This is a genomic window from Haloarcula sp. H-hyl6 (genome assembly GCF_056934455.1).
In genome coordinates, this window is record NZ_JBRIIK010000001.1 from 2,380,257 (window position 1) to 2,402,505 (window position 22,249).

Sequence of the window (22,249 nt, forward strand, 5' to 3'; positions counted from 1 at the left end):
ACCGTGCAAATTCAAGCGACAGGATTACGTGACGCGTGGGAGAATGCGTGTCCAGACGAATGGTCGAACACACCCGGACCCTCGATTTCAAGATTGCATTCGCTATCGGTCTCGGGACGATGATTGCAGCGGGTATCTTCTCGTTGTCCGGTACCGCTGTCGCCGCTATCGGCTCTAGCGCCGTCGTCGCCTTCGTCATCGCCGCCCTCATCGCGGGTGTGACGGCGGCGGCCTACTCCGAGTTCGCGTCTATCTACTCCGAGAACGGCGGCGGGTACCTCTTCTGCTCGCGGACCTTCGAGGACCGCGACCTGCTGACCTACGGCATCGGGATGTCGCTGTTTCTGGGCTACACCGGGACGACGGCGTTCTATCTTGCGACGATGGACGAGTGGTTCTTCGAGTTCGTCCTCCCGGAGTCGCTGCACGTCCTCCCGCACGGGACGACCGGGGTCATCGCGGCGGTCCTGCTCGGCGTGCTCAACGCCCGCGGGACCGAGGAGAGCGGCGGGTTCCAACTCATCGTCACCGGTGCGAAGGTGGCGGTGCTGTTCGCGTTCATCGGCGGGGCGTTCGCGTTCCGCGGCCCGACGACGGCGGTCACGAAGTTCGCGGGTAGCTTCGGCGGCGGCCCCATCGACATCCTCACCATCTCCGCGCTCGCGTTCATCACGTTCTTCGGGTTCTCCGCCATCGCGGCCAGCGCCGGCGAGATAATCGAACCCCAGAAGACCGTCCCGCGGGCCATCGCGGCCAGCATGGTCACGGTGACGGTGCTGTACGCGCTGGTCATCGTCGCGATGGTGAACTCGCCGGTTCCCGCCGAGGTCATCGCTCGGCAGGGCGAGACGGCGATGGGCGAGGTCGCGGCCGGCTTCCTCGGGCCAATCGGTCGCTCGCTCATCGTCGCGGGCGCCATCTTCTCGATGGTGTCGGCGTCGAACGCCTCCATCCTCGCGGCCAGTTCCATCGGGTCGCTGATGGGCCGGCGCGGACAGGCCCCGCGCAGGTTCTCCCGCATCCACCGCGAGTACGGCACCCCGTTCTGGAGCGTCATGACCGCGATGGTCACCATCGTCGCGCTCATCGTCCTGTTCATCGCCGTCTTCCCGGCGGAGGGCGGACTGGTGCCGTTCGACCTCACTGTCCCGCTCCCGGTCGTCGGGTCGCTCACGCTGACCGACCTCGGCCTGACGGCCCTGACCGGGTTCGCCACGCTGAACCTCCTCATGCCGCTGGCCGTGGTCAACATCGCGCTCATCTTCTCGCGGCGGAAGTACCCGGACATCGAACGCGGGTTCAGCGTCCCCGGCGTGCCCGTCGTCCCGGTAATCGGTGTGTTGGCGAACATAGGCCTCATCTACAACCTCCCGCGAATCGGGGTCGTGGTGGGCCTCCTGCTGACGCTCGGCCTCGTCGGGGCCTATCTCGTCTGGGGCGGTGCGCCGGAGACGGAAGACCTCCTGCGAGAGGTCGTCCCGGAGTCGCCGACGACCGGTGCGGCCGAGGGCGAGACGTCGGACGCCGGTCGCTACCGGGTGCTCATCCCGGTCGCCAGACCGGACAGGGCGTTGCGGTACGCCCGCCTCGGCGCGGCGCTCGCGGCCGCCTCCGACGACGACCCGCTAGTCCACGTCCTCAACGTCACGCAGGTTCCCGACCAGACGCCGTGGGAGACGGTCCAAGACACCGCCACGGCCCGGACAGACCGTATCGCGGAGGAACTCGCCAGCGCCGACCTGGACGTCGACTACACCGTCGAAGGGCACACCTGCCGGGACGTGGCCTTCGACATCGTCCAGACGGCCCGGGACGACGAGGCCGACCTCGTCCTGATGGGGTACCCCGAACGCCACCAGGACGTCACCGAGACGGTCGAGCGCGAGGCGCCCTGTGACGTGTTCTTCGCGGACAAGACCGTCACCGCGGACGACCTCGGGGTCATCAACATCGGTGCCGGCGGCGGCCCGCACCATCAGGCGCTTCTGCCCCTCGTGAACTCGCTGGGGCAAGCGGGCAGTGAACTCCACATCGTCAACGTCTCCTCGGGCGAACGCGGGACCGACGAGGCGCCGGGGACGACCCTCGACGCGCTCTCGGGCGTCGAGACGACGCAGGTACACAACGTGGCCGCCGAATCGGTCGCGGACGGGTTGGTCGAGACGGCCGCCGAGAACGGGGGCGTCCTCGTCCTCGGCGCCTCGCGTGACCGCTGGCTCAGACAGGCGCTGTTCGGCAGTACCCCGGACGAGGTCATCGCGCTGGCCGAGGAGCGGGACGTGCCGGTGCTGGTGTACGCCAGCGAGACGGGCGTCTCCGACCGGATGAGCGAACGGCTGTTCCCGATAGTTCGCTACCTCAGAAAGCGGTTCCCGCGTCGGGGGTCGCGGCGCGGCGGCGCTCCCGAGCGGAGCTAAGGGTCGTCGACCGCTATCGGTGAATCTCGACGGATTCGAGCAGAATCGGGCTCGTCGGCGCGTCGTTCATGTCCGTGTCGGCGTCGCCGATGGCCTCGACGACGCCCATCCCGTCGACGACTCTCCCGAAGACGGCGTGTTTCCCGTCCAGATGGGGCTGGGCGTCCAGCGTGATGAAGAACTGCGAGCCGTTGGTGTTCGGGCCGCGGTTGGCCATGCTGACGACGCCGGCGCCGTCGTGGCTCAGGTCGTCGTGGAACTCGTCGTCGAACGTGTAGCCGGGGCCGCCGCGACCGGTGCCGGTCGGGTCGCCCATCTGAATCATGAAGTCGTCGATGATACGGTGAATCTCGATGTCCGTGTAGAGCGGGTCGATGCGCTTCTCGCCGGACTCGGGGTCCTCCCACGCGCCGGTGCCGGGGCCGACGTCGGTGGCGTCGTAGTCGTTCGCGCCCTCCGCGAGGCCGACGAAGTTCTCGACGGTGTTCGGGACCTGCTCGTCGTACAGTTCGATTTCGATGTCGCCCTCCGTCGTGTGGAGCGTCGCTGTCAGGTCGCTCATGTCCGGCCGGACGGATGCATCGGGGAAAAGCCTGCCCACTACGAACGAGTGGGGCCGGGGCGCTCGTCGGCCCCCGTCAGGTGGCCCAGCAGCGCCTCGGTCACCCGGTCGGGTGCGTCGAACTGGACCCAGTGGCTCGCGTCCGGCAGTCGTTCGACCCGGACGTCGGGCACCCACTCGTCCAGTCCCTCGGTGAGGCGGACGTCCAGCGCGTCGTCCTGTTCGCCCCAGACGAGCAGGGTCGGGACGTAGACGGGTTGGTCGCCGACGCCGCCCCGCGCCAGCGTCAGTTTGGCGTTCCGGCGGAACAGCGCCCGGTAGTAGTTGAGCGCCGCCGTCCGAGCGCCCGGCCGAGACAGCGCCGCCTCGTATCGCTGGAGGTCGGTCCGGCTGAACGCGTCGGCCCTGACCGTCCCGTCACGGAGCATCCGGTCCAACAGCGCGTAGTCGTCCCACGCCAACCCGAACTCGGGGAGCCACGGCAACTGGAAGTAGAAGACGTACCACGACTTCCGGAGTTGGGCGGGCGAGCGCCGAAGCAGGCGCTCGTAGGCGGTCGGATGCGGCGCGTTCAGCACGGCCAACCGGTCGACCACGCCGGGCCGGTCGATTGCGGTCTGCCACGCGACGAGGCCGCCCCAGTCGTGGCCGACGACGTGGGCCGACTCGCGGCCGAACGACCGGACCACCCCGACCACGTCGCTGACGAGTTCGTCGACGTGGTAGGCGTCGACGCCTTTGGGCTTCTCCGAGAGATTGTACCCGCGCATGTCGGGAGCGACGACGCGATAGCCGGCCTCGGCCAGCGCCGGAATCTGATGGTGCCACGCGTACCAGAACTCCGGAAAACCGTGGAGCAACACGACGAGGGGGCCCTCTTCGGGGCCGGCCGTGACGGCGTGCAACCAGACGCCGTTCGTCTCGAGGAACGTGTGCGACCACACCGCGTCGTCGTCGGGGACGGTCCACTCGGCGTCGGGAGTGGTGGTCGAGGGCATCACCGGCTGTTCGGCCCGCCGGCGAAAAGTCGTTCCGACGGGGCGTCAGTGCGTGAGTGGACCGCGGTCACGGCGCCGTGAGTCTCCGTTCGAGTCGGCGTCGCGGCGGCCTCGTCCGCCCCGTCTCCGGCCGCGGCGTCGCGTCTCCGGGGGCGGCCGTTCGCCGAGCGTCACGCTGTCCGTGACGTGCCGGCCGTCCCGCCGGACAGTCACTTCGACGATGTCGCCGGGGTCGGTGGCCGTGAGGAGGTAGCTCGTCAGTTCCTCCGTCGAGCGGACCGACTCGCCGTCGACGCCGACGATGACGTCTCCACCGGTCGGCACCTCGCGGCCCCGCGTTCGGACGACGCGGTCACACCCGCGGAGCGCCGCGTCGGACTCCCGGCCCACGTCGACGACGAGGACGCCGGCCGTCTCGTCGAGGCCGTTGGCCTCGGCCACCGTCGGCGAGACGTCGATGGTCCGCACGTTCAGGTACGCGGGTCGGAAGACGCCGTCGTCGACGAGGGCGGGGACCACCCGCGAGACGATGGTCGGCGCGACGGCGAACCCGATGTTGTCCCCGCCCTTCGCGCGGTTGACGCCGACGACGGTGCCGTCGAGGGTGAGCAACGGCCCACCGCTGTTGCCGGGGTTGACCGCCGCGTCCGTCTGGATGGTCTCGGGGATGGTGAACCCGTTCCCGGTCGGACTCGACCGGTTCGTGCCGCTGACGTAGCCGACGGTGATTGTGCCGTCCAGTCCCATCGGGTTGCCGATGGCGGCGACGCGTTCGCCGGGTTCGGGGTTCTCATCGGCGACGGGGAGGGGGGTAGCGTCTTCGGACAGGTCCGAGACGTGGACCACCGCGAGGTCGGTGTAGGGGTCGGTGCCGACGACGGCGCCGGTACGCCACTCGCCGTCGTGGAAGCGCAGTTCCACGTAGTCGGTGTCGCCGACGACGTGCTGATTCGTCACGACGTACTCGTCGTCGTAGACGAACCCGGACCCGGCGCCGCCGCGCCGGCCGTCGTCGCCCCGGTCCGTGACGTACACGGAGAGGACGGAGGGGATGGTCTGCGCGTACAGTGCTTTGATGGTTGGGTCGTCGCTCATTTGGTGTGGGTCCGACTGACACGAGACGTCGTCCCGCGTCAACCAGTCTCACCGGTACTAGCGGACCACGAGCTAAACCTGTGTCGCTAAACGAAAGCCGAATCGAGGGACGGCGGTCGAATCGCCCTCGTCGCTCGGCGCGTCCCCGGTCCGCTCAGAAGTCGCGGAGAGCGTCGAGCGTCTCGGCCGCACTGCCGTCTTCGATGGCCGTCCGGGCCTGTTCGAGGCCGTCCTCGATGCTGTCTGCGTCCTCGCGGGCGTAGATGCGCAGGGCGGCGTTCAGCGCCACGGCGTCGGCGAAGCCGTCGTCACGCTCGCCGGCCAGCACCGCCTCGGTGATGGTCGCGGACTCCTCGGCCACGTCCTTGACCTGCAGGTCCTCGCTGGTGACGTCCATGCCGAACTCGCCGGTACGAATCTCGAAGTCCGCGATGTCCTCGTCGTCGCTGTCCGCCCCTTCGATGGGCCACTCGGCGACCACCGTCTCGCCGGGGCGCACGTCGTCGTACCCCTCCATCCCTTGGAAGAACAGCGCCCGTTCGACGGTGCTGGACTGGGCGTTCTTCAGCGTGCGCACCATCTTCTTGGCGAACGGGAGGTGGTAGAAGCTTCCGAGGTGGACGCTCGCGCCGGCGGGGTTCGCCAGCGTCTCGACGGTGTTGACGAACGTCCGAACGCCCATGTTGTCCCGCCGGTCGTAGAGGGCGTGGATGCCGGGGTTGAAGTTCGGTTGGTAGTAGAAGCCGAAGCCGACGTCGTCGACCATGTCGGCGCTCTCCTCGGGAGCGAGTTCCGTGCGGACGCCCAGTTCGTCGAGGACGTGCTTGTAGGCGTCCTGCTTCTGTGTCGGGACCCGGTCGCCCGAGTGGACGACGATGGGTGTGCCCGCGGCGGCGGCGACGAGGCCGGCGGCGACGCCGAAGATGGCCGACCGCCCCTTCCCGTCGTAGTTGGCCCCGCAGTCGACGGGGTCGGCGTCGGGTTCGGCGGTGACGACCGACTCCTCGGCCATGACGTCGACGTACGCCCCCAGTTCCTCGGGCGTGTTGCGCTTCCAGCGGTTGGCCAGCCAGAACGCGCCGAGCGTGGTGTGGTCCGGTTCGCCGTCGAGGATGCGCCGGAAGGCCTCGGCGGCCTGTTCGCGGGTCATGTCGTCGGCGGACTTGTGACCGGAGCCGACGACCTCGGTCATCAGCCGTTTGAGGGGCCATTCGCCGTACTCACGGGTCGCTTGTGCCATGCGAACTCGTTCGGGACCGAGTTTGAAAGCCCCTGTGTTTCGGTCCCACGTCGTGGGAATCCGCGTCGCTCCCGAAAGTGATACACCGATTCGCTCCTAATTCCGGGCAATGAGCCTCCGGTCGGGTGACTGGCGCGAGCGCATCGACGACGTGGACGCCGCTCTCATCGACGAGTTCCAGAGCGACTTCCCCGTCCGCGAGCGCCCCTTCGAGGTGGTGGGCGAGCGACTGGGCATCTCCGGGGCCGAGGCCCTCGAACGGGTCGAGCGACTCCGCGAAGACGGCGTCTTTCGGCGGTTCGGTCCGGTGTTGAACCCGCCGGTCATCGGGTCGTCGACGCTGGCCGCCGTCGCCGCCCCGGAGGGCCGCTTCGAGGAGGTGGCCGAGGTAATCAACGGGTACCGGCAGGTGAACCACAACTACGCACGCGACCACGAGTGGAACATGTGGTTCGTCGTCACCGCGGGGTCCCGCGAGAAACGGGACGAGATTCTGGCCGACGTCGAGGCCCGGACCGGATGTGAGGTGCTCGTCCTGCCGATGCTGACCGACTACTACATCGACCTCGAGTTCCCGGTGGTCAACGGGGACCGGTTCGCCAGAGAGTCCATCGAGGGCACCGACGCCAGCGCCACCCGCATCAGCGAGGACGCCACCGCGAACTTCTCGGCGCTGGACCGGGCGCTCTTACTGGAGATACAGGAGGGGTTCCCGCTGACGGCGACCCCCTACCGGGACGTGGCCGCGGCCGTCGACGCCGACGTGGACGACGTGCTGACGGCCATCGAACGCCTGCGGGAGGACGGCTGTATCAAGCGCATCGGCTGTGTGGTCAACCACATCGCCACCGGGTTCGACAACAACTGCATGGTCGTCTGGGACGTCCCCGACGAGCGACTGGACGAACTCGGCCAACGAGTCGGCGAACTCCCCTACGTCACGCTCTGCTACCACCGACCGCGCCGGCCCGAACAGGACTGGCCGTACAACCTCTTCACGATGATTCACGGCCGCGAGGCCGACGCCGTGGAGGCGAAGATAGACGAACTGGCCGCGGAGTATCTCCCCTTCGACCACGACCGCCTGTACTCGACGGAGACGTTGAAACAGACTGGGGCGCGATACGACGACATCGTCGGCGAGTAGGACGCCAGACGAGTCAACGAGACTACTGGTCCCGGAATCCTTTTGTCGCTATTCGGTTCAAGTTCCGTGTGAACACATGACGTCTGGCGGGGGAGGAACCGTCCTCGTCGTCGACGACGAGGCGGACGTGGCGGACGCGTACGCGGGCCAGTTGCGCGAGCGATACGACGTCGAGACGGCTTACAGCGGCGCGGACGCGCTGTCGGCGCTGGACTCGTCGGTGGACGTCGTCCTGCTGGACCGCCGGATGCCGGACGTATCGGGCGACGAGGTACTCGCGACGATTCGCGAACGGGGGCTGGACGCGCGAGTGGCGATGGTGACGGCCGTCGACCCGGAGTTCGACATCGTGGAGATGCCCTTCGACGACTACGTGGTCAAGCCCACCTCGCGAGACACGCTGTTTCGGACCGTCGAGCGCCTCCGCCGCTGTTCGGCCTATCAGGAGCAGTTCCGTGAGTACTACGCGCTGACGGCGAAACACGCGGCGCTGACCGCGAGCAAGTCGCAGGCGGAACTCGACGCGAGCGAGGAGTTCCAGTCGCTGGAGGCGTCGCTCGCCGAAGCGAAACAGTCACTGGACGACATCGTCGCGGGGTTCGACGAGACGGACTACGAACGACTCTTTTCCGAGGTCTGCGGCCCGGTCCGTGCCGGTCCGACGGAGTGAGACTGCGGAAACCACGGGTTCCGAAAGCACTAACCGAGTCTCGTCCTAAGAGCGCTCAATGAGTCAGCAACTCCCGGACGTGCAGGCGTCGAGTCCGGACGTGACAGTCGGTCTGAACCGCGTGGGTGTGACGGGTGTCGACAAACTCGTCAAACTCGGGCGGCGAGACCGCGACCCCATCGTGCTCATGGCGGAGTTCGAAGTGTACGTCGACCTGCCGTCGTGGCGGAAGGGAGCGGACATGTCCCGCAACATGGAGGTCATCGACGAGACGCTGGAGACGGCCGTCTCCGAACAGGCCTACCGCGTCGAGGACGTCTGCGGCGACGCCGCGGACCTCCTCTTGGAGAAACACGACTACACCACGAAGGCCGAGGTCCGGATGGAAGCGGAATACGTCACCCACGAGAAGACGCCGGAGAGCGACGTGGCCACGCAGTCGACGGCCGACATCATCGCCTCGGCGACGGCCACCGAAGACGGCACCAGCGAGGAAATCGGGGCCCGGGTCACGGGGATGACGGTCTGTCCCTGTTCACAGGGGATGTCGGCGTCCCGCGCCCGACAGACCCTCCGGAATCTGCAGGTCGAAGACGACGTCATCGACGAGTTCCTCGAGAAGATGCCACAGGCCGGCCACTCGCAGCGTGGACACGCCACCCTCACCGTCGAGAGCGAGGGCGCACCCGAGGTGGACCTGAACGAACTCATCGAGGTGGCGCGCGACTCGATGAGCGCCCGTATCTACAACCTCGCGAAGCGACCCGACGAGGACCACATGACCTACGAGGCCCACAAGGACGCGAAGTTCGTCGAGGACTGCGTCCGTGCGATGGCCGAGGGCGTGGTCGAGGAGTTCCCGGACCTGTCGGACGACGCTATCGTGACGATGAAACAGTCCAACGACGAGTCGATTCACCAGCACAACGCTCACGCCGAACGCGTGGCGGAACTGGGCGACCTGCGCGCCGAACTCGACGCGTAACGACCGAAGACGGCCCGCTCCGGGGCGTCACTCGCTACGTCGGGGCGGGTTGATGGTCGTCGCCTCCTCCCAGTGGTCGTCGAACGCCTTGCTGATGTCGGCGGTGAAGTCCGGGTCCTTGAGGTCGATGACCCCGAACGTCTCCTCTCTCCCGAGCGGATGCGGCACCTCGATGCACACCTCCGCGTCGTCGATGAGTTCGAACGTCGTCGTGATGTTCGGCGTCGCGCGGGCGTGGTAGTTCTCGTACGGCGAGAGGCGCTCGTAGTACTCGCGGTTGGCCTCGGACGGGAGGCTCTCGAAGAGGTCCGGACGCACGAGCAGAGACACCTCGACGCCCCGTTCGAGCGCCGCCACCAGTTCGTCGACGATGCGTTCGGTGGCCTCGATGATGTCGACCTGTCTGGCCGGTGAGGACCCGACCATGACGATGCGTGAGTCGGCGGCGGCCAGTCGCTCCAACAGGAGGTCCATCGTCTCCTCGGGGCCGACGGCCGCCGTCCAGAACGGTTCCTCGACGGGGTCGGCCGTCTCCAGTTGGTCCGAGAGGTTGTCGACGATGTCCTCGTACTGCTCGGCCTTCGCTTCGAGTTCCTGCTTCTTGTCGTCGAGCAGGCGGTCCAGCGCGGTGTCCGGTTCGACGGCGACGTACTTCTTGGGTCGACTCGCCGTCTGACTCCGCACGAGGTTGTACGTCTCTAAACTGTTGAGCACGTCGTAGATGCGCCCCATCGGAACGTCACTAGCCCGTGACAACTCCTTCGCCGTTGTGGGTCCCGTCTCCAGCAGGGACCGGTACGCTCTGGCCTCGTACTCAGAGAGGCCGAGGTCTCTCAGACTCGCCATACAGACACGTGACGGTGCTACACTAAAAACTCATCGCAGGTTTACCGTTGCCGAACGTTTCCGGCCGTTCTCTATCGACGCTAACACTTCCCCGGTCGGTCGGCTCCCCGACCGCCTCTACGACTCGGTCAGCGCGGCTTCGAGTTCGGCGGGCGTCTCGCCCTCGGCCGTCACCGTCTCGCCTTCGTACCGTCGGGCGACGCCGTCGCCGTCGGGGTCGGGGACCACCGTCGTCTCGTGGTCGGCGAGGCGGAGCGCCGCCCGGTGGAGGTCCGTCCCGGCCTCGGTGCCGACGACGAGCGTCTGCGGGTCCCGCAGTCTGGCGGCCACGCTGGCGTACCCGGCCACCTCGACGCCCATGCGTTCGGCCGCGCCGGCGAAGGACTCGACGGCGTCCGTGGCGACGGCCCGATAGCGGTCCTCGCCGGTGAGCGCGGCCAAATCGACCAGCGCGTCGGCGAGTTCGACCGTGGCGTCGAGCGGGTGGAGCGACCGACCGCAGAGGCCGGCACCGGTGTCTGGACCGTCGCGGAACGCGCCGCCGGCCTGCTGTCGGTGATCGATAGTCCAGTCGGCGACGGCCTCGGCCGGCCCGCCGTCCCCGAGCACCTGCCAACTCGTCGTCAACCCCTGCAGGAGTTGGGCGTGGTCCGAGAGGAGGCCGGTGTCGCTCGCCTCGTCGTCGTAGTGGGCCACTGCGCCGTCTTCGACGAGGGTCTCGCGGACGTGGTCGCGGGCCCGGACGGCGTAGCGGCGCGCACGTTCGTCGTCGGTGTAGGCGTGGAACCACAGCAGAGCGTCGATAGCGAGGCCGTTCCGGTCGGCGAACACCGTCTCGTCCACGTGCGGGGCGTCGGCCGCCTCGCGGTCGGTCGGCCCGAGGTGGTAGTAGTCGTCGTCGCCCGCCTGACTCCCGGCGAAGGCGTCGCCCGTCCAGAGGTCCGTCGAGAGGTACTCGACGGTCTGTCGGGCGCTCTCTCGGTACGATTCCGTGCCTGTGTAGCGGTAGCCGTGGGCGAACGCCCGCACGAGCGCCGCGTTCTCGTCCAGCAGTTTCTCGCGCCGGGGGTTCGACCAGTCCCGTCCGGCGGCGTACCGGAAGAAGCCGCCGTCGTAGGTGTCGAGCAAGTGCGTCTGTATCGCGTCGAGCGTGCGCGTCGCCTGGTCCCGGGCCCGAACCAACGCGAACTCGACGGTGCGCGGGAGCGGGAACTTCACGTCCGACCCCCACCCGCCGAACTCCTCGTCGAACGCGCCGAGCAACTGCTCTATCATGTGTTCCTCGATGCGAGCACGCAACTCCCCGGCCGGCGGCGCCTCGTCCTGTAACTGCCGGGGAACCGACCCCGCGGCGGTCCCCTCGGCGTCCCACGACTCCCGTACGCTGTCGAGGATGCCCCGGAACCCGTTCGGCCCGAGGAACGTGGCACCGCTGATGACTTCGCCCTCCGGGGTGAGGAAGACGGTGGAGGGGAACCCGCCCATCGTGTAGCGTTCCCGCACCCGCGGATTCCGGTCGGCGTCGACGCGCACCGGGACGAACCCGTCGTTGACGTTGGCCGCGATGCGCGGTTCGCCGAAGGTTCCCCGGTCCATCGCGCGGCACTCGGCGCTCCACGGCACGGTCAGCGAGAGCAGTATCGGCTTGCCGGTGTCGGCGGCGCGCTCGAACGCCTCGGGCCCCCACTCGCGCCACTCGACTTTCGTGTCCGCCGCGAACTCGTCCATAGAGGTGGTCGGAGGTGGGCGTACAAATGGGCTGTCACTCCGGGTGCCGGGTCGGCCTGTGACTCCCGCGGCCGTCGAGTGTGCGTTCGGGTCGCGCCGACGCTTCTTCCGCCCGCCCGCGAGTGGAACGAAAGAACAATCCGTCACACGGCCGTAGACGGCCCTATGAGTCCTCCACAGGCCCAGTCCGAGGTGCGCGGCCCGGTGACGCCCGGCCACCGACCGCCGCGCCTCGGCCGGGTTCCCCTCCTCGACAACACGCTCTCGATGGTCCGGGACCCGCTCGGGTTCTACGACGAGGCGGCGCGGGCCGACGCCGACGTCGTCGGGTTCAACGTCGCCGGGACGACGGGATACTTCGTGTTGCACCCGGACCTCGTAGAGCAGGTGCTGGTCACCGACGAGAGGGACTTCGAGAAGGGGCAACTCCTCCGGGACTCCCTCGGCGAGTTCATCGGCGAGGGGCTCTTTCTGCTGGAGGGCGAGGAGTGGAAACAGCAACGCACGGCGCTCCAACCGGCGTTCTACCGGGAGCGAATCGCCACCTACGGGGAGACGATGACCGACTTCGCCGTGGCGACGGCCGACGAGTGGACGGACGGCCAGCGCGTCGATTTGCTGCCGGCGATGCGGACCTACACCCTGCGGGTGCTCGGCAAGACGCTGTTGGACGTGGACATCGACCGGACGGCCGCGTCGCTCGAACCGCTCCTGACGGCGCTGCGTCACCGCGTCGACCCCGGTAACATCTCGGCGTACCTCCCGTTGTGGGTGCCGACGCCGAACAACCGCCGGGTCCGACGGACGCGGGCGGCCTTCGAGGCGACGTTAGACGACATCATCGCGGAGCGACAGGCCGAGGCCGCCGCGGAACGGGAGGCCCGCGACGACGTCCTCTCCCTGTTGCTCTCGCTGGACGAGGAGACGATGGACCGCGAGCGACTGGGCCACCAACTCCTGACGTTCCTCGTCGCCGGCCACGACACGACGGCGCTGACGCTGACCTACGCGTGGTTCCTGCTGGCGACCCACCCCGACGCACAGCGCCGCCTCCACGAGGAACTCGACGCGACGCTCGACGGCACGGACCCGACGCCCGCGGACCTCTTCGAGTTGCCGTATCTGGACCGAGTGCTGACCGAGACGCTACGGCTCTACCCGCCGGCGTTCACGACGTTCCGCCAGCCTACCCGTCCGGTCACGCTCGGCGGCTACGACGTCGAACCGGACGCCCAGTTGACCATCCCGCAGTGGCTCGTCCACCGCGACGAGCGCTGGTACGACGCCCCCGACGAGTTCCGTCCCGACCGCTGGACCGACGAGTTCGAGGCCGAACTTCCGGACTACGCGTACTACCCCTTCGGCGGTGGCCCGCGCCACTGCATCGGGATGCGCTTCGCCCGGATGGAGGCGAAACTCGCGCTCGCGGCCCTCGCCCAGCGGTTCCGGTTCGAGGCCGTCACCGAACCGCCGCTGGAACTGGGGATGCGCATCACGCTCTCCCCGACCGAACCCGTCACGGTCCGGGTCCACGAGCGCGGGTGAGCCTTCGGCGCAGTCGTCCCCGTGTCGTTTCGAGGGCTCCCGCCTCGCTCGACTCCTCGCCACCTCTCGAAAGGCGTTTGGGGCCTGACCTGCAAGCGGGGGTATGCTCCGGGTCATCGGGCTGCTGTTGCTCATCCCGCTGTTCGACATCGTGTTGCTGGTGACAGTGGCCATTCCCTTCTTCGGCCCGCTGGTGACGGTGGCGCTCGTCGTCCTCACCGCGCTCGTGGGGATGTTGCTCGTCCGCGCCGAAGGCAGGGCGACGCTCCAGTCTATCCAGCGGAAACTGGCGACCGGCGAGGTGCCGACGAACGAACTCGTCGACGGCGGCCTCCTCATCGCCGCCGGCGCGTTCTTCCTCACGCCCGGCCTCGTCACGGACGCCGTCGGCCTGTTGCTGGCGATTCCGATAACCCGCTACCCCATTCGCGCGGCGACCCAGCGCTGGGTCGTCCGGCCGTACATCGACGCCAAGACCGGCGGTTTCGCCAGCGGTGAGGTGTACATCGGCGGCTTCCCGAACGAGGACGGACAGGGCCCCGCGCCCGGGTCCGGCGGCCCGAGCGGTCCCGCTGGCGGTGGCTCGGCCGGCGGTGCCGGTTTCGACCCGGACGACGCCACCGACGTCGACTTCGAGGACCGCGACAACTGACTCCGTGTTGCGGTTTCTCACGAATCGCGCCTCGAAACGTTACCCTTTTCTATACCCCTCGGATACACCAAGATGCGCTCGCCTGGGCCAATAGCTCAATCAGGTTGAGCGCTCGGCTGATAACCGGGAGGCTCTCGGTTCAAATCCGAGTTGGCCCATCCCAAATTCGCCCGGTTTTGTGCCGGCGCGAAAATGGGGTCAAAACTCCCCAGCCATCTCATCTCGACACACGACACACCGCCAGCGACGGTGTCGTTCGGACCGTCTGACGCCGACGGCTAGTCGGTCGTCCACTTTCACTTTCGCTCCGCACCCATGGCTGACCCCTTTTACCGTCGTCGCCCTCTCGGCGGACATGTCGACAGCGGAGGACGACCCGACGGTCACGCGGCCCGTCGCACCACGAACGACACCGGAGGTCACGTATGAGTGAGTCGATAGCCGAGAAACTGCGGGAGGAGTGGCGGATGATGTGTCCGAGACACCACCACCAACTGCGGGACAAACAGGGGCCGACGGTGTACTGCAATCGCTGTAACCGCGCGTACCGGTACGCTGACCTCGTGGACAAGCGGGCGGAGCAGTCCTTCGCCGTCGTCGGTCGTTCCGAATGAGCAGCGATGGCCATCCGGCCCCTCTCGGAACATTACTGGCCAGTCTAAATCCTATTGTAGATGACACAAGTTATTTACACTCCTCCGAAGATTGCTAACATGACATGATTGAAGACAGTATAAAGTATCAGACACAAGGTGAGAGTTGGCTGAAGCGGGTTCTCATCGGTGGACTGGTGTTGTTCCCGGGTGCGTTCCTCATCGTTCCGGCGTTCACGTTCAACGGCTACATGCTCGAAGTGATGCGCCGGGTACTCGGCGGAGATACGGTAAACCCGCCGGAGTGGGGCGAGGCCGACCTCGTCGGCCTGACAGTTGACGGCCTCAAACACGCAGTCATCGTGGTGGCGTACACGGTGCTCGTCCTTCTCGTCGCTGGGATTCCGTTCTTTGGGCTGGTTCTGGTTGGTGTGGGGGCGGACGTCGGAGGGCTGTCGATTCTGGGCATCCTCATTGGCGGCCTCCTCTACCTCGTCGGCGTACTGGCGCTCGCAGTGGTTCTACCTGTTGTGACGGGCAACTTCGTCCGGACGGACAGTATCTCGGCCGGGTTCGACGTTGGCGTTCTTCGGACGCTCGTCACCAACGGGACGATGCTGAAAGCTATCGCCCTCGCGTTCGTGGTCAACGTGCTCATGCAGGCCGCCGCTACCATCCTCGGCTTCACTATCGTCGGCTACCTCGCCGTGCCGTTCCTCGTGTTCGCGGGCCAGTCGGCCATCTTCTACATCTGGGCGCAGGGGTTCGGCGACGCCTACGAGGAGGAGTACGGCGAACCGCCTCTCGCGAGTTCCGGTGGCCCCGACGTCGGGACGCCGACGGTCGGGAGCGACGACGAACCGGTGGCGACCGACGGCGCCGACTCGTGGGCGGTCGAGACGGACGAGGACGAACGAGTCTGAGCGCCCACGGCCCCCGACGGCGTGCTGCCCGCGCTCGAAGGCCTGAAAAGCCCGTAGAATCGGGGGTGGGTCGCTTTCGTATCGCCGCTGGTGAGTTTCGACACCGTGGCGGACTACTGGTTCACCTGCTCCGAATGCGGGACGCGCGTGGCCGTCGACGACGGCGCTCGCGAACGCCTGCTTGCGTCCGGGTGTGCCGTCTGCGGTGCCGCCGTCGGGGCCGCGGCGTTCACCGAGGCGAACACGTTCGGCACAAGCGTCTGACAGTCGTGGCTCGTCTGTCGGCGTATGTCCTCTGAGGAGCGACCGGGCGTGCACGAACTCGACGTGCGGCGCGTCGACGGAGAGCCGTTCGCACACATCATGGACGCGCTGTCGGACCTCGGCCCGGACGAGACCCTGAAACTCGTCAACAGCTTCGAACCGGTGCCGCTGTACGGCGTGTTACAGGAGCGGGGGTACACCCACGACGCCGAGCGAATAGCCGACGACGAGTGGCACGTCTACGTCGAACCGGAGTGAGATGACCGCCCGGGGGGTCTCCCGGTGGAGTCGGGCGTTCGTCGCCGTCGGGGCCGCGTTCTTCCTCGCCACGCACCTCGCGATAGCGAGCGGTCTCGGCCGCCGGACGGTCGTCACGCTGGGCCTGTACGGGTTCGTCCTCAACGTCCTGTTCGGAAAGGCGTACGCGCTGGTCCCGACGTTCTTCGACCGGGACCTTCGCTGGACGACGCCGCTAGCGCTCCACGCGGCGCTCTCGGTAGGCGGTACGGTGGCGATGGCCGCCGCTAGCGCCCGTCCCGGGACCGCCGGGACGTCGTGGCTCGGACCCGCCGGCGGCGTCCTCTGGGCACTCGGTGCCCTCGGGTTCCTCGTGACGCTCGGGTGGACGGTCAGGGACAACCTCACGGGGGCCGCGACGGGAACCGGCGACGCGAAGGCCGCCCGTCGGCCCGTGGACCGCCGAGCGAACGCCGTCGTCCCGGTGGCGGGCGGCTACCTCGCCGTCGCGGCGCTGACCAGACTCTTTGGGTCCGGCGGGCCGTCGTTGGCTGTCCAGCAGGTGTCGCACCTCCTCGCGGCAGGAACGGCCGCCCTACTGGTGTTCGGCGTCGGGTTCCGCCTGTTCCCGCGCTTTCTCGTCGAACACCCGCGGCGGCCGCTGGTTCCGGTGGTGCTCGTCTCGGGCGCAGTCGCGCCGGCGGCACTCGCGGTCGGCCTGTTCGACCGGTCAGTACTCCTCGTCGGCGGCGCTCTCGAAGCGTTCGCCGTCGTCGGGTTCGCAGTGGCGTACCTCGACCTGTTCGCGCGGTCCGAGCGACGTCGGGTCGGTCTCTGGGCCGTCCTGCTGGCGGTGCTCGCCGGACTCGGTGGCGTCGCGCTGGGACTCGTCGCCGCACTCACGGGCCGCGACCCGGCGGTGGTGACCGCACACTACCGGCTGATGGTGCTGGGGTTTCTCGGGTTGACAATCGTGGGTGCGACGTTCCAGTTTTACCCGCCGTCCGTCGGTCGGTGGCCGTTCGCTTCCGACGGGACGGCGCGGGTCGCCGTGGCGCTGTTGGTCGGGGGACTGCTCGGGCAGGCGGTCGGCCTCCTCGCGGGCGTGACGGTGCTGGCCTCGCTCGGAGGGTGGGTCGGCGTCGTCGGTGCGGGGCTGTACGCGTGGCTCGTCTTCGCCGCCTTCCGGCGCGAAGCGGCCTGAGTCAGGCCTCCAAGATGGCGTCCAGCAGTTTCGTCTGGGCCGCCGCGATGTGCTCGGCGAACGTCGAGACGGAGATGTCGAGCGCCTCGGCCACCTCGCTGGCGTTGGCTCCCTTCGGATAGCGGAAGTACCCCATCTCGACGGCCGTCTCCAGCACCTCGCGCTGGCGGTCGGTGAGACGGCTCCGGTCGACGAGGACCGAATCCGTGGGGTCCGTCTCCCCGTCGCGGCGGAGCGAGCGGAGCGACACGCCGTCGTAGAGCTCCTTCAGTCGCGTGACGATAGCGCGGATGCGGTCGACGTCCGGGGCGTGGAACGTCAACAGCAACTGCCCCCCCTCGGCGCGGATGTCCGCGACCGGACAGGCGAACTCCTCGACAGTCTCACAGACGCAGCCGTCACGGTCCCGTTCGAACCGGTAGCGGCCGCCGTCGCCAGCGGTGAACACCTCGTCCACGTCGCCGCGCGATTCGACGGCCGTGACGCCGCCGTCCGTGGTGAACTCCTCGACGACCTGTCCTTCCTCCAGCGGTGCGCTCCGCGCCACGTCGGTCACTGTCGTCCCGGCCTCCTCGGAGACGGCCGCGACCGGGCAGGCGCCCGGCGAATCCACCGACAGTTCGACCCTGATGCCCGAGTCGGTCATACCCGTATGTCATCGTCCCCCACGTAAAACGGGGGGAGCGCGTTCCCAGCGCGTGAAAAACCCCCTCAATCGGCCGGGTGCTGGTCGGGGACCGCCCCCTCGAACCCGTCGGGTTCGTAGGCACAGAGCGGGTCGGCCGCGAGGGGGTCGCCCGTCGTCGCGTAGGCCCGCGACCGACTGCCGCCACAGACCCCGCGGTACTCGCAGGCCCCGCACTTCCCGGTGAGGGCGTCGTCGTCGCGAAGGCGCTGGAACAGCGTCGAGTCCCGGTACACGTCGACGACGCTCTCCTCGCGGACGTTGCCCGCGGACTCGGGCAGGAACCCGGAGGGGTACACCTCGCCGGTGTGACTGACGAACGCGAACCCCTTGCCGGCGCGGACGCCCATCCGACGGCGGACGCCGTCGTCGCCGTCGTCGGCCTGCATCCCCACGCGACGGTAGTGGGGCGCTTCGGTGGTCTTCACGCCGAACGGGGCCTCGTCGCTCACCTCGTGGAGCCACTCCATCACCCGTTCGGCCCGGTCGGGGTCGATGGGGGTCAACACGCGTCCCCGGCCGACGGGGACGAGGAAGAACACCGACCACAGCACGGCCCCGAGGTCCGCGACCACCTCGCGGATGGCCGGCAGTTGCTCCACTGTCTCCGCACAGACGGTGGTGTTGACCTGTAGCGGGATGTCGAGGTCGCGGGCCGTCTCGGCGGCGTCCATCGTCGCCTCGAAACTGCCCGACTCACCTCTGAAGCGGTCGTGGGCGGCCTCGCTCCCGCCGTCGATGGACAGGGCCATCCGTCGGAGGCCGGCCTCGTCAAGTGCCGCCAGTCGCTCGCGGGTCAGCGAGTGGGTCCCGCTGGGGGTCAGCGTCATCCGCAGTCCCTGTTCGGTGCCGTAGTCGACGAGTTCGGCCACGTCGTCGCGCGCCAAGGGGTCGCCCCCGGAGAGGACGACCAGTTGTCCCTCGCCGAACTCGCGGGCCTCGTCCAGCAGGGCCTTCCCCTCCGCCGTCGTCAGTTCGTCGGGGTGGCGTCGGGATTGGGCGTCGGCCCGGCAGTGCTTGCAGGCGAGTTCGCAGGCCTGCGTGAGTTCCCAAATGAGCACCAGCGGTCGCTCGGCGAAGTCCATCTCCCCGAACATCACTCGCTCACCCGCGCTCGGACGACGTGGCCGCCACAGCCACACTGGTCGACGTAGGTCAGGTCGACGCGGTCACCGAACCGCTCTCTGAGCGGGTCGTAGAGGTACGTCTCCGGGTGGCCGTGGGCGGCGTGCGTGACGAGGTTGACGTGGTTGCCGGCGGTGGTCTTCTCGATGGCCTCCCGGGCCTGTGCGACCACCAGCGAGCGGTCCTCGGCGTGGGCCGGGCCTTCGAGATTCGCCGACCACGAGTTGTCGTGAATCTCGTCGGTCACGGACGGCCTGTCCTCGTGGGCGTGGCTCATGGTCGGCACTTGCGCTCCCGCACCGCTGTGTCCTGTCCCGAAGGTGTTCGGGTCTTTATTCGACGCGCGACGCCAGCCAGTCGAGCTGGCGGTTCAGTTCCTTCCGGCGCTGTCGCTTCACGACGGTGCTGTCGAGCACCGGACCGATGACCGCGAGGTCGAGGGCGGTGAACTCCGTCGTCGCCGTCACCTCGGTTCCGTCCGCGACGCTCGCCACGCGGTACTCGGTGCGCATCGAGTCGAAGACGCCCTCGCGTTGCTCGTAAGCCAGCGCGACGTCGTCGACGTCGAGCAGTTCGAGGTCCAGTTCTATCTCGAACAGTCCCATCCGGTTGCGCATCCGGAGCGTGTCGCCCTCGACGGCCACCTCGTCGACGCCCGTGGCCGTCATGAACGGTTCGACGTCGGCCATCGCGGCCCGGACGGCCTCCTCGTCGGCGTCGACGACGCGGGTCAGCGAGACGCGTTCCATACCGGATGGCGACCGGCGAGCGAGATAAGGGTTCGGTGGCCCCGAACGATTTCGGGTCGGCTTTCATGCGGTCGTGTGCCCACGGGAGAGATATGTGCCGAGCGCTCGTCAGACGAGCCAACCGGGCGGTGCTGCGAGCCATCGAGACGCCGCCGGACTCGGGCGTCGAGGACCGACTCGACGACGTGGCCGCGCGCCTCTGGTACCTCGCCGAGGTGCACCCGGAACCGCCGGACGCGGGACAGGCCACGCGACTCCGAGCGACGCTACGGCGGCTCGAAGCCCGGACGGACGAGCGACGGGCCGCCCGTCTCGAACGGGCCCGGCGCTGTCTGGCGGCGTACGGTCGCCGCCTCGACCCCGTGTGACGGACCGCCGATACGTTCTTCAGGACGGCGGGCGAAAACCCGAACATGTTCGGGACAAATTGCCCTGCCGTTCGACCGAATATATTCGGATAGAACCATGCCGCGTGCAGAACTCACTCTCACGATACCGGACGACATCTGGATCGGCGACGTCTCGCGGCGCAACGCCGAAGCGACGTTCCGCATCCTCGCGGCCCTCCCCGGCGAGGAGTCGGGCGTCGGACTGGCCGAGGTGACCGCCGACGACCTGCCGGGGGTCCTGCGGGACGTCGAGTCACGCGAGGGCGTCCTCTCGATGGAGATACTCTCCCACCGCGAGGAGACGGCGCTGATTCAGTTCGAGACGTCCACCCCGTTGCTCCTCTTCCCGGTACAGGGGTCCGGGATTCCGCTGGAGATGCCCTTCACCCTGCAAGACGGAGAGGCCGTCTGGGAGATAACGGCCCCACAGCACCGCCTCTCCGAACTGGGCGAGCAACTCTCGGAGTTCGGCATCCCGTTCAGCGTCGAACGCATCCAGCAACACGTCGAGTCCGAGCAGTTGCTCACCGAGAGCCAACTGGACCTGCTCTCGGCGGCCGTCGAGGAGGGGTACTACGACACGCCGCGGGACTGCTCGCTGACGGAACTGGCCGAGTGCGTCGGCATCGCCAAGTCAACCTGTAGCGAGACGCTCCACCGCGCCGAGGAGAAGGTGGTCAAGCAGTTCGTCGAGGACCTGCGGTAGGCGCGGGAAGTCGAAGCGTGTAAGAATCCCCTCCGAGATTTGTAGGCCACATGAGCACCGACGCGGACGAGACACACGAGAACGCCGAGCAGGACGTCATCGCCGTCGACGCCGACGACAACGAGGAGGGTCTGGTCAACCGCCTCGAGGCCCACACCGGCGACGGCGTCCGTCACCGCGCGTTCACCGCACTGCTGTTCGACGAGGACGACCGGGTGTTGCTGGCCCAGCGAGCGGCCACCAAGCGCCTCTGGGACACCCACTGGGACGGCACCGTCGCGTCCCACCCCGTCGAGGGCCAGACGCAGGTGGAGGCGACCGAGGAGCGCCTCGAAGAGGAACTCGGCGTTACCCCCGACCAGTACGACGACCTGCGGGTGACCGACCGCTTCGAGTACAAGCGGTACTACGAGAACGCGGGGCTGGAGTGGGAGGTCTGTGCGGTGTTGCAGGCCACCCTCACCGACACCTCGCTGGACCCGAACCCCGAGGAGGTCGACGGCGTCATGTGGGTCCCGTACGACCGCCTGCGGGAACACCCCGAGTACTACCGGCAACTCCGTCTGTGCCCGTGGTTCGAGATAGCGATGCGCCGCGACGAGGAGCGCTAGGCTAGTTTTTTACGGGCCGGGAAAGCAGGAGGGATATGCTCGGTGGGTTCCTCTGGGACTTCGCTCTCCCGCTCGCGCTCGTCGCCGTCCTCCTCGTCGCCGTCGACCGGTATCAGGGCACGCGCCTGTTCGCGTATCTGACCGCCGACCGGGAGCGGACGGTGTTGTTCGTCGGCGGGACGGTTCTCGTCGTCGCCCTCGTCACGAGTACCTACGCCCTCGGGTCGCCGCCGGCCATCGAGGGCCGGTACGACCTCTCGCTGTACCACGTGGGCCTCGTCGCGTTGGTGGTCGGGACGTTCATGACCGCCCACGGCGGCCGTCACTACGGCACCGCGACGACGCTCCGGGACGCGGCCCACGTCGCCCCCAGCGACCTGCCGACCGACGGCGTGGCGGCGGTCACGGGCACCGCCGAACCAGTCGCTGGAACGGTGGCGGCACCGCACAGCGGCGACCCGGTACTGGTCGCGGAGGCCGGCCACGTCGCCGGCGGCGAGACGTACGCCGCGGCGGCCGACACGGGCCGGGCGCAGCAACTGCTCGACGCCGAACGGACGGGGACGACCTTCGAGGTGACCGACGAGTACGGCGGCGTCCGGGTCGACCCCGACGGCGCGAGTCTGGGCTTCCTCGTCGGCGAGACGGACGGCCCCGTCTTGGAGCGGCGGGTCGACCCCGGCGACGAGGTAACCGTCGTGGGTCGCGTCGAGGGCGGCCGACTCGCGGCCCCCATCGCCGTCGCGCACGCCGGCAACCCCTCGCTCGGGCAGTTCGCCGGCAACGTCCCACGAGTGGCGATAGCCGGACCGGTGGTCGCGCTGGCCGGGTTCGGCGTCATGCTCCTGATGGCCGGGGTCGTCTAGCTTTTCCGGAGT

Annotated in this window: 25 protein-coding genes and 1 tRNA gene; 16 read left to right on the forward strand and 10 right to left on the reverse strand. The window is 68.3% G+C overall.

What is annotated here, in order from left to right; all coding sequences use genetic code 11:
* Positions 1 to 59 precede the first annotated feature (59 nt).
* Entirely contained in the window at positions 60 to 2,417 is a 2,358-nt protein-coding gene (locus Hhyl6_RS12350; protein WP_483739489.1) for an amino acid permease, read from the forward strand.
* A gap of 13 nt (positions 2,418 to 2,430) precedes the next feature.
* On the opposite strand, the gene Hhyl6_RS12355 is transcribed toward Hhyl6_RS12350, so the two are convergent.
* From Hhyl6_RS12355 to Hhyl6_RS12370, 4 genes are all read right to left on the reverse strand, one after another.
* A complete protein-coding gene (locus Hhyl6_RS12355; RefSeq protein WP_483739490.1) occupies positions 2,431 to 2,979 on the reverse strand; it encodes a peptidylprolyl isomerase in 549 nt (182 codons plus the stop codon).
* Positions 2,980 to 3,017: 38 nt separating this feature from the next.
* Positions 3,018 to 3,977, reverse strand: coding sequence for an alpha/beta fold hydrolase (locus tag Hhyl6_RS12360; RefSeq protein ID WP_483739491.1), 960 nt, complete (start codon positions 3,975 to 3,977; stop codon positions 3,018 to 3,020).
* A 45-nt stretch (positions 3,978 to 4,022) separates the two neighbouring features.
* Positions 4,023 to 5,072 carry a S1C family serine protease gene (locus Hhyl6_RS12365; RefSeq protein ID WP_483739492.1) on the reverse strand — a complete coding sequence of 350 codons (1,050 nt, stop codon included), beginning with the start codon at positions 5,070 to 5,072 and terminating at the stop codon, positions 4,023 to 4,025.
* Positions 5,073 to 5,226: 154 nt separating this feature from the next.
* Complete coding sequence (locus Hhyl6_RS12370; protein WP_483739493.1) at positions 5,227 to 6,312, reverse strand: anthranilate phosphoribosyltransferase; 1,086 nt, start codon at positions 6,310 to 6,312, stop codon at positions 5,227 to 5,229.
* A gap of 109 nt (positions 6,313 to 6,421) precedes the next feature.
* Between Hhyl6_RS12370 and ahbB the strand changes: the two genes are divergently transcribed.
* From ahbB to mptA, 3 genes are all read left to right on the forward strand, one after another.
* Positions 6,422 to 7,459, forward strand: coding sequence for a siroheme decarboxylase subunit beta (ahbB, locus tag Hhyl6_RS12375; RefSeq protein ID WP_483739494.1), 1,038 nt, complete (start codon positions 6,422 to 6,424; stop codon positions 7,457 to 7,459).
* Between the two features lie 76 nt (positions 7,460 to 7,535).
* Positions 7,536 to 8,129: a response regulator transcription factor gene (locus Hhyl6_RS12380; protein ID WP_483739495.1), complete on the forward strand. Its 594-nt coding sequence runs from the start codon at positions 7,536 to 7,538 to the stop codon at positions 8,127 to 8,129.
* A 58-nt stretch (positions 8,130 to 8,187) separates the two neighbouring features.
* The gene (gene mptA, locus Hhyl6_RS12385; protein WP_483739496.1) at positions 8,188 to 9,114 is read left to right on the forward strand and encodes a GTP cyclohydrolase MptA; all 927 of its coding nucleotides are present in this window, start codon (positions 8,188 to 8,190) and stop codon (positions 9,112 to 9,114) included.
* Positions 9,115 to 9,141: 27 nt separating this feature from the next.
* Here mptA and Hhyl6_RS12390 read toward each other — a convergent pair whose 3' ends face one another.
* Both Hhyl6_RS12390 and Hhyl6_RS12395 read right to left on the reverse strand, forming a co-directional pair.
* Positions 9,142 to 9,960 (reverse strand): TrmB family transcriptional regulator, encoded by an 819-nt coding sequence (locus Hhyl6_RS12390; protein ID WP_483739497.1) that lies wholly within the window; start codon positions 9,958 to 9,960, stop codon positions 9,142 to 9,144.
* Positions 9,961 to 10,077: 117 nt separating this feature from the next.
* Positions 10,078 to 11,688, reverse strand: coding sequence for a DUF255 domain-containing protein (locus Hhyl6_RS12395; RefSeq protein ID WP_483739498.1), 1,611 nt, complete (start codon positions 11,686 to 11,688; stop codon positions 10,078 to 10,080).
* A gap of 165 nt (positions 11,689 to 11,853) precedes the next feature.
* On the opposite strand from Hhyl6_RS12395, the gene Hhyl6_RS12400 reads away from it, so the two are divergent.
* The 8 genes from Hhyl6_RS12400 to Hhyl6_RS12435 all read left to right on the forward strand — a co-directional run bounded on the left by Hhyl6_RS12400 (position 11,854) and on the right by Hhyl6_RS12435 (position 17,106).
* Positions 11,854 to 13,233 carry a cytochrome P450 gene (locus Hhyl6_RS12400; protein ID WP_483739499.1) on the forward strand — a complete coding sequence of 460 codons (1,380 nt, stop codon included), beginning with the start codon at positions 11,854 to 11,856 and terminating at the stop codon, positions 13,231 to 13,233.
* A gap of 103 nt (positions 13,234 to 13,336) precedes the next feature.
* A complete protein-coding gene (locus tag Hhyl6_RS12405) occupies positions 13,337 to 13,885 on the forward strand; it encodes an FxsA family protein (protein ID WP_483739500.1) in 549 nt (182 codons plus the stop codon).
* Positions 13,886 to 13,969: 84 nt separating this feature from the next.
* Positions 13,970 to 14,043, forward strand: a tRNA-Ile gene (locus Hhyl6_RS12410).
* A gap of 267 nt (positions 14,044 to 14,310) precedes the next feature.
* Positions 14,311 to 14,499, forward strand: a complete 189-nt coding sequence (locus Hhyl6_RS12415; protein ID WP_483739501.1) for a hypothetical protein — start codon at positions 14,311 to 14,313, stop codon at positions 14,497 to 14,499.
* A gap of 104 nt (positions 14,500 to 14,603) precedes the next feature.
* A complete protein-coding gene (locus Hhyl6_RS12420) occupies positions 14,604 to 15,401 on the forward strand; it encodes a DUF4013 domain-containing protein (RefSeq protein WP_483739502.1) in 798 nt (265 codons plus the stop codon).
* 90 nt (positions 15,402 to 15,491) lie between these two features.
* Positions 15,492 to 15,665, forward strand: a complete 174-nt coding sequence (locus Hhyl6_RS12425) for a DUF7560 family zinc ribbon protein (protein ID WP_483739503.1) — start codon at positions 15,492 to 15,494, stop codon at positions 15,663 to 15,665.
* Positions 15,666 to 15,689: 24 nt separating this feature from the next.
* Positions 15,690 to 15,923: a DUF2249 domain-containing protein gene (locus Hhyl6_RS12430; protein ID WP_483739504.1), complete on the forward strand. Its 234-nt coding sequence runs from the start codon at positions 15,690 to 15,692 to the stop codon at positions 15,921 to 15,923.
* A gap of 1 nt (position 15,924) precedes the next feature.
* On the forward strand, positions 15,925 to 17,106 hold the full coding sequence (locus Hhyl6_RS12435) for a hypothetical protein (protein WP_483739505.1): 1,182 nt from the start codon (positions 15,925 to 15,927) through the stop codon (positions 17,104 to 17,106).
* Between the two features lies 1 nt (position 17,107).
* On the opposite strand, the gene Hhyl6_RS12440 is transcribed toward Hhyl6_RS12435, so the two are convergent.
* The 4 genes from Hhyl6_RS12440 to Hhyl6_RS12455 all read right to left on the reverse strand — a co-directional run bounded on the left by Hhyl6_RS12440 (position 17,108) and on the right by Hhyl6_RS12455 (position 19,665).
* Entirely contained in the window at positions 17,108 to 17,752 is a 645-nt protein-coding gene (locus Hhyl6_RS12440) for a helix-turn-helix domain-containing protein (protein ID WP_483739506.1), read from the reverse strand.
* Positions 17,753 to 17,817: 65 nt separating this feature from the next.
* A complete protein-coding gene (locus Hhyl6_RS12445; RefSeq protein WP_483739507.1) occupies positions 17,818 to 18,876 on the reverse strand; it encodes a radical SAM protein in 1,059 nt (352 codons plus the stop codon).
* 11 nt (positions 18,877 to 18,887) lie between these two features.
* Positions 18,888 to 19,193 carry a CGCGG family putative rSAM-modified RiPP protein gene (locus tag Hhyl6_RS12450; protein WP_483739508.1) on the reverse strand — a complete coding sequence of 102 codons (306 nt, stop codon included), beginning with the start codon at positions 19,191 to 19,193 and terminating at the stop codon, positions 18,888 to 18,890.
* Positions 19,194 to 19,248: 55 nt separating this feature from the next.
* The gene (locus Hhyl6_RS12455) at positions 19,249 to 19,665 is read right to left on the reverse strand and encodes an SRPBCC family protein (protein ID WP_483739509.1); all 417 of its coding nucleotides are present in this window, start codon (positions 19,663 to 19,665) and stop codon (positions 19,249 to 19,251) included.
* A 92-nt stretch (positions 19,666 to 19,757) separates the two neighbouring features.
* Here Hhyl6_RS12455 and Hhyl6_RS12460 point away from each other — a divergent pair, with 92 nt between their 5' ends.
* The 4 genes from Hhyl6_RS12460 (at position 19,758) to Hhyl6_RS12475 (ending at position 22,237) form a co-directional block, all read left to right on the forward strand.
* A complete protein-coding gene (locus Hhyl6_RS12460; protein ID WP_483739510.1) occupies positions 19,758 to 20,033 on the forward strand; it encodes a DUF7553 family protein in 276 nt (91 codons plus the stop codon).
* A 97-nt stretch (positions 20,034 to 20,130) separates the two neighbouring features.
* The gene (locus tag Hhyl6_RS12465; RefSeq protein ID WP_483739511.1) at positions 20,131 to 20,760 is read left to right on the forward strand and encodes a helix-turn-helix domain-containing protein; all 630 of its coding nucleotides are present in this window, start codon (positions 20,131 to 20,133) and stop codon (positions 20,758 to 20,760) included.
* Positions 20,761 to 20,810: 50 nt separating this feature from the next.
* Complete coding sequence (idi, locus tag Hhyl6_RS12470; protein WP_483739512.1) at positions 20,811 to 21,371, forward strand: isopentenyl-diphosphate Delta-isomerase; 561 nt, start codon at positions 20,811 to 20,813, stop codon at positions 21,369 to 21,371.
* A gap of 35 nt (positions 21,372 to 21,406) precedes the next feature.
* On the forward strand, positions 21,407 to 22,237 hold the full coding sequence (locus Hhyl6_RS12475) for a hypothetical protein (RefSeq protein ID WP_483739513.1): 831 nt from the start codon (positions 21,407 to 21,409) through the stop codon (positions 22,235 to 22,237).
* Positions 22,238 to 22,249: the final 12 nt, after the last annotated feature.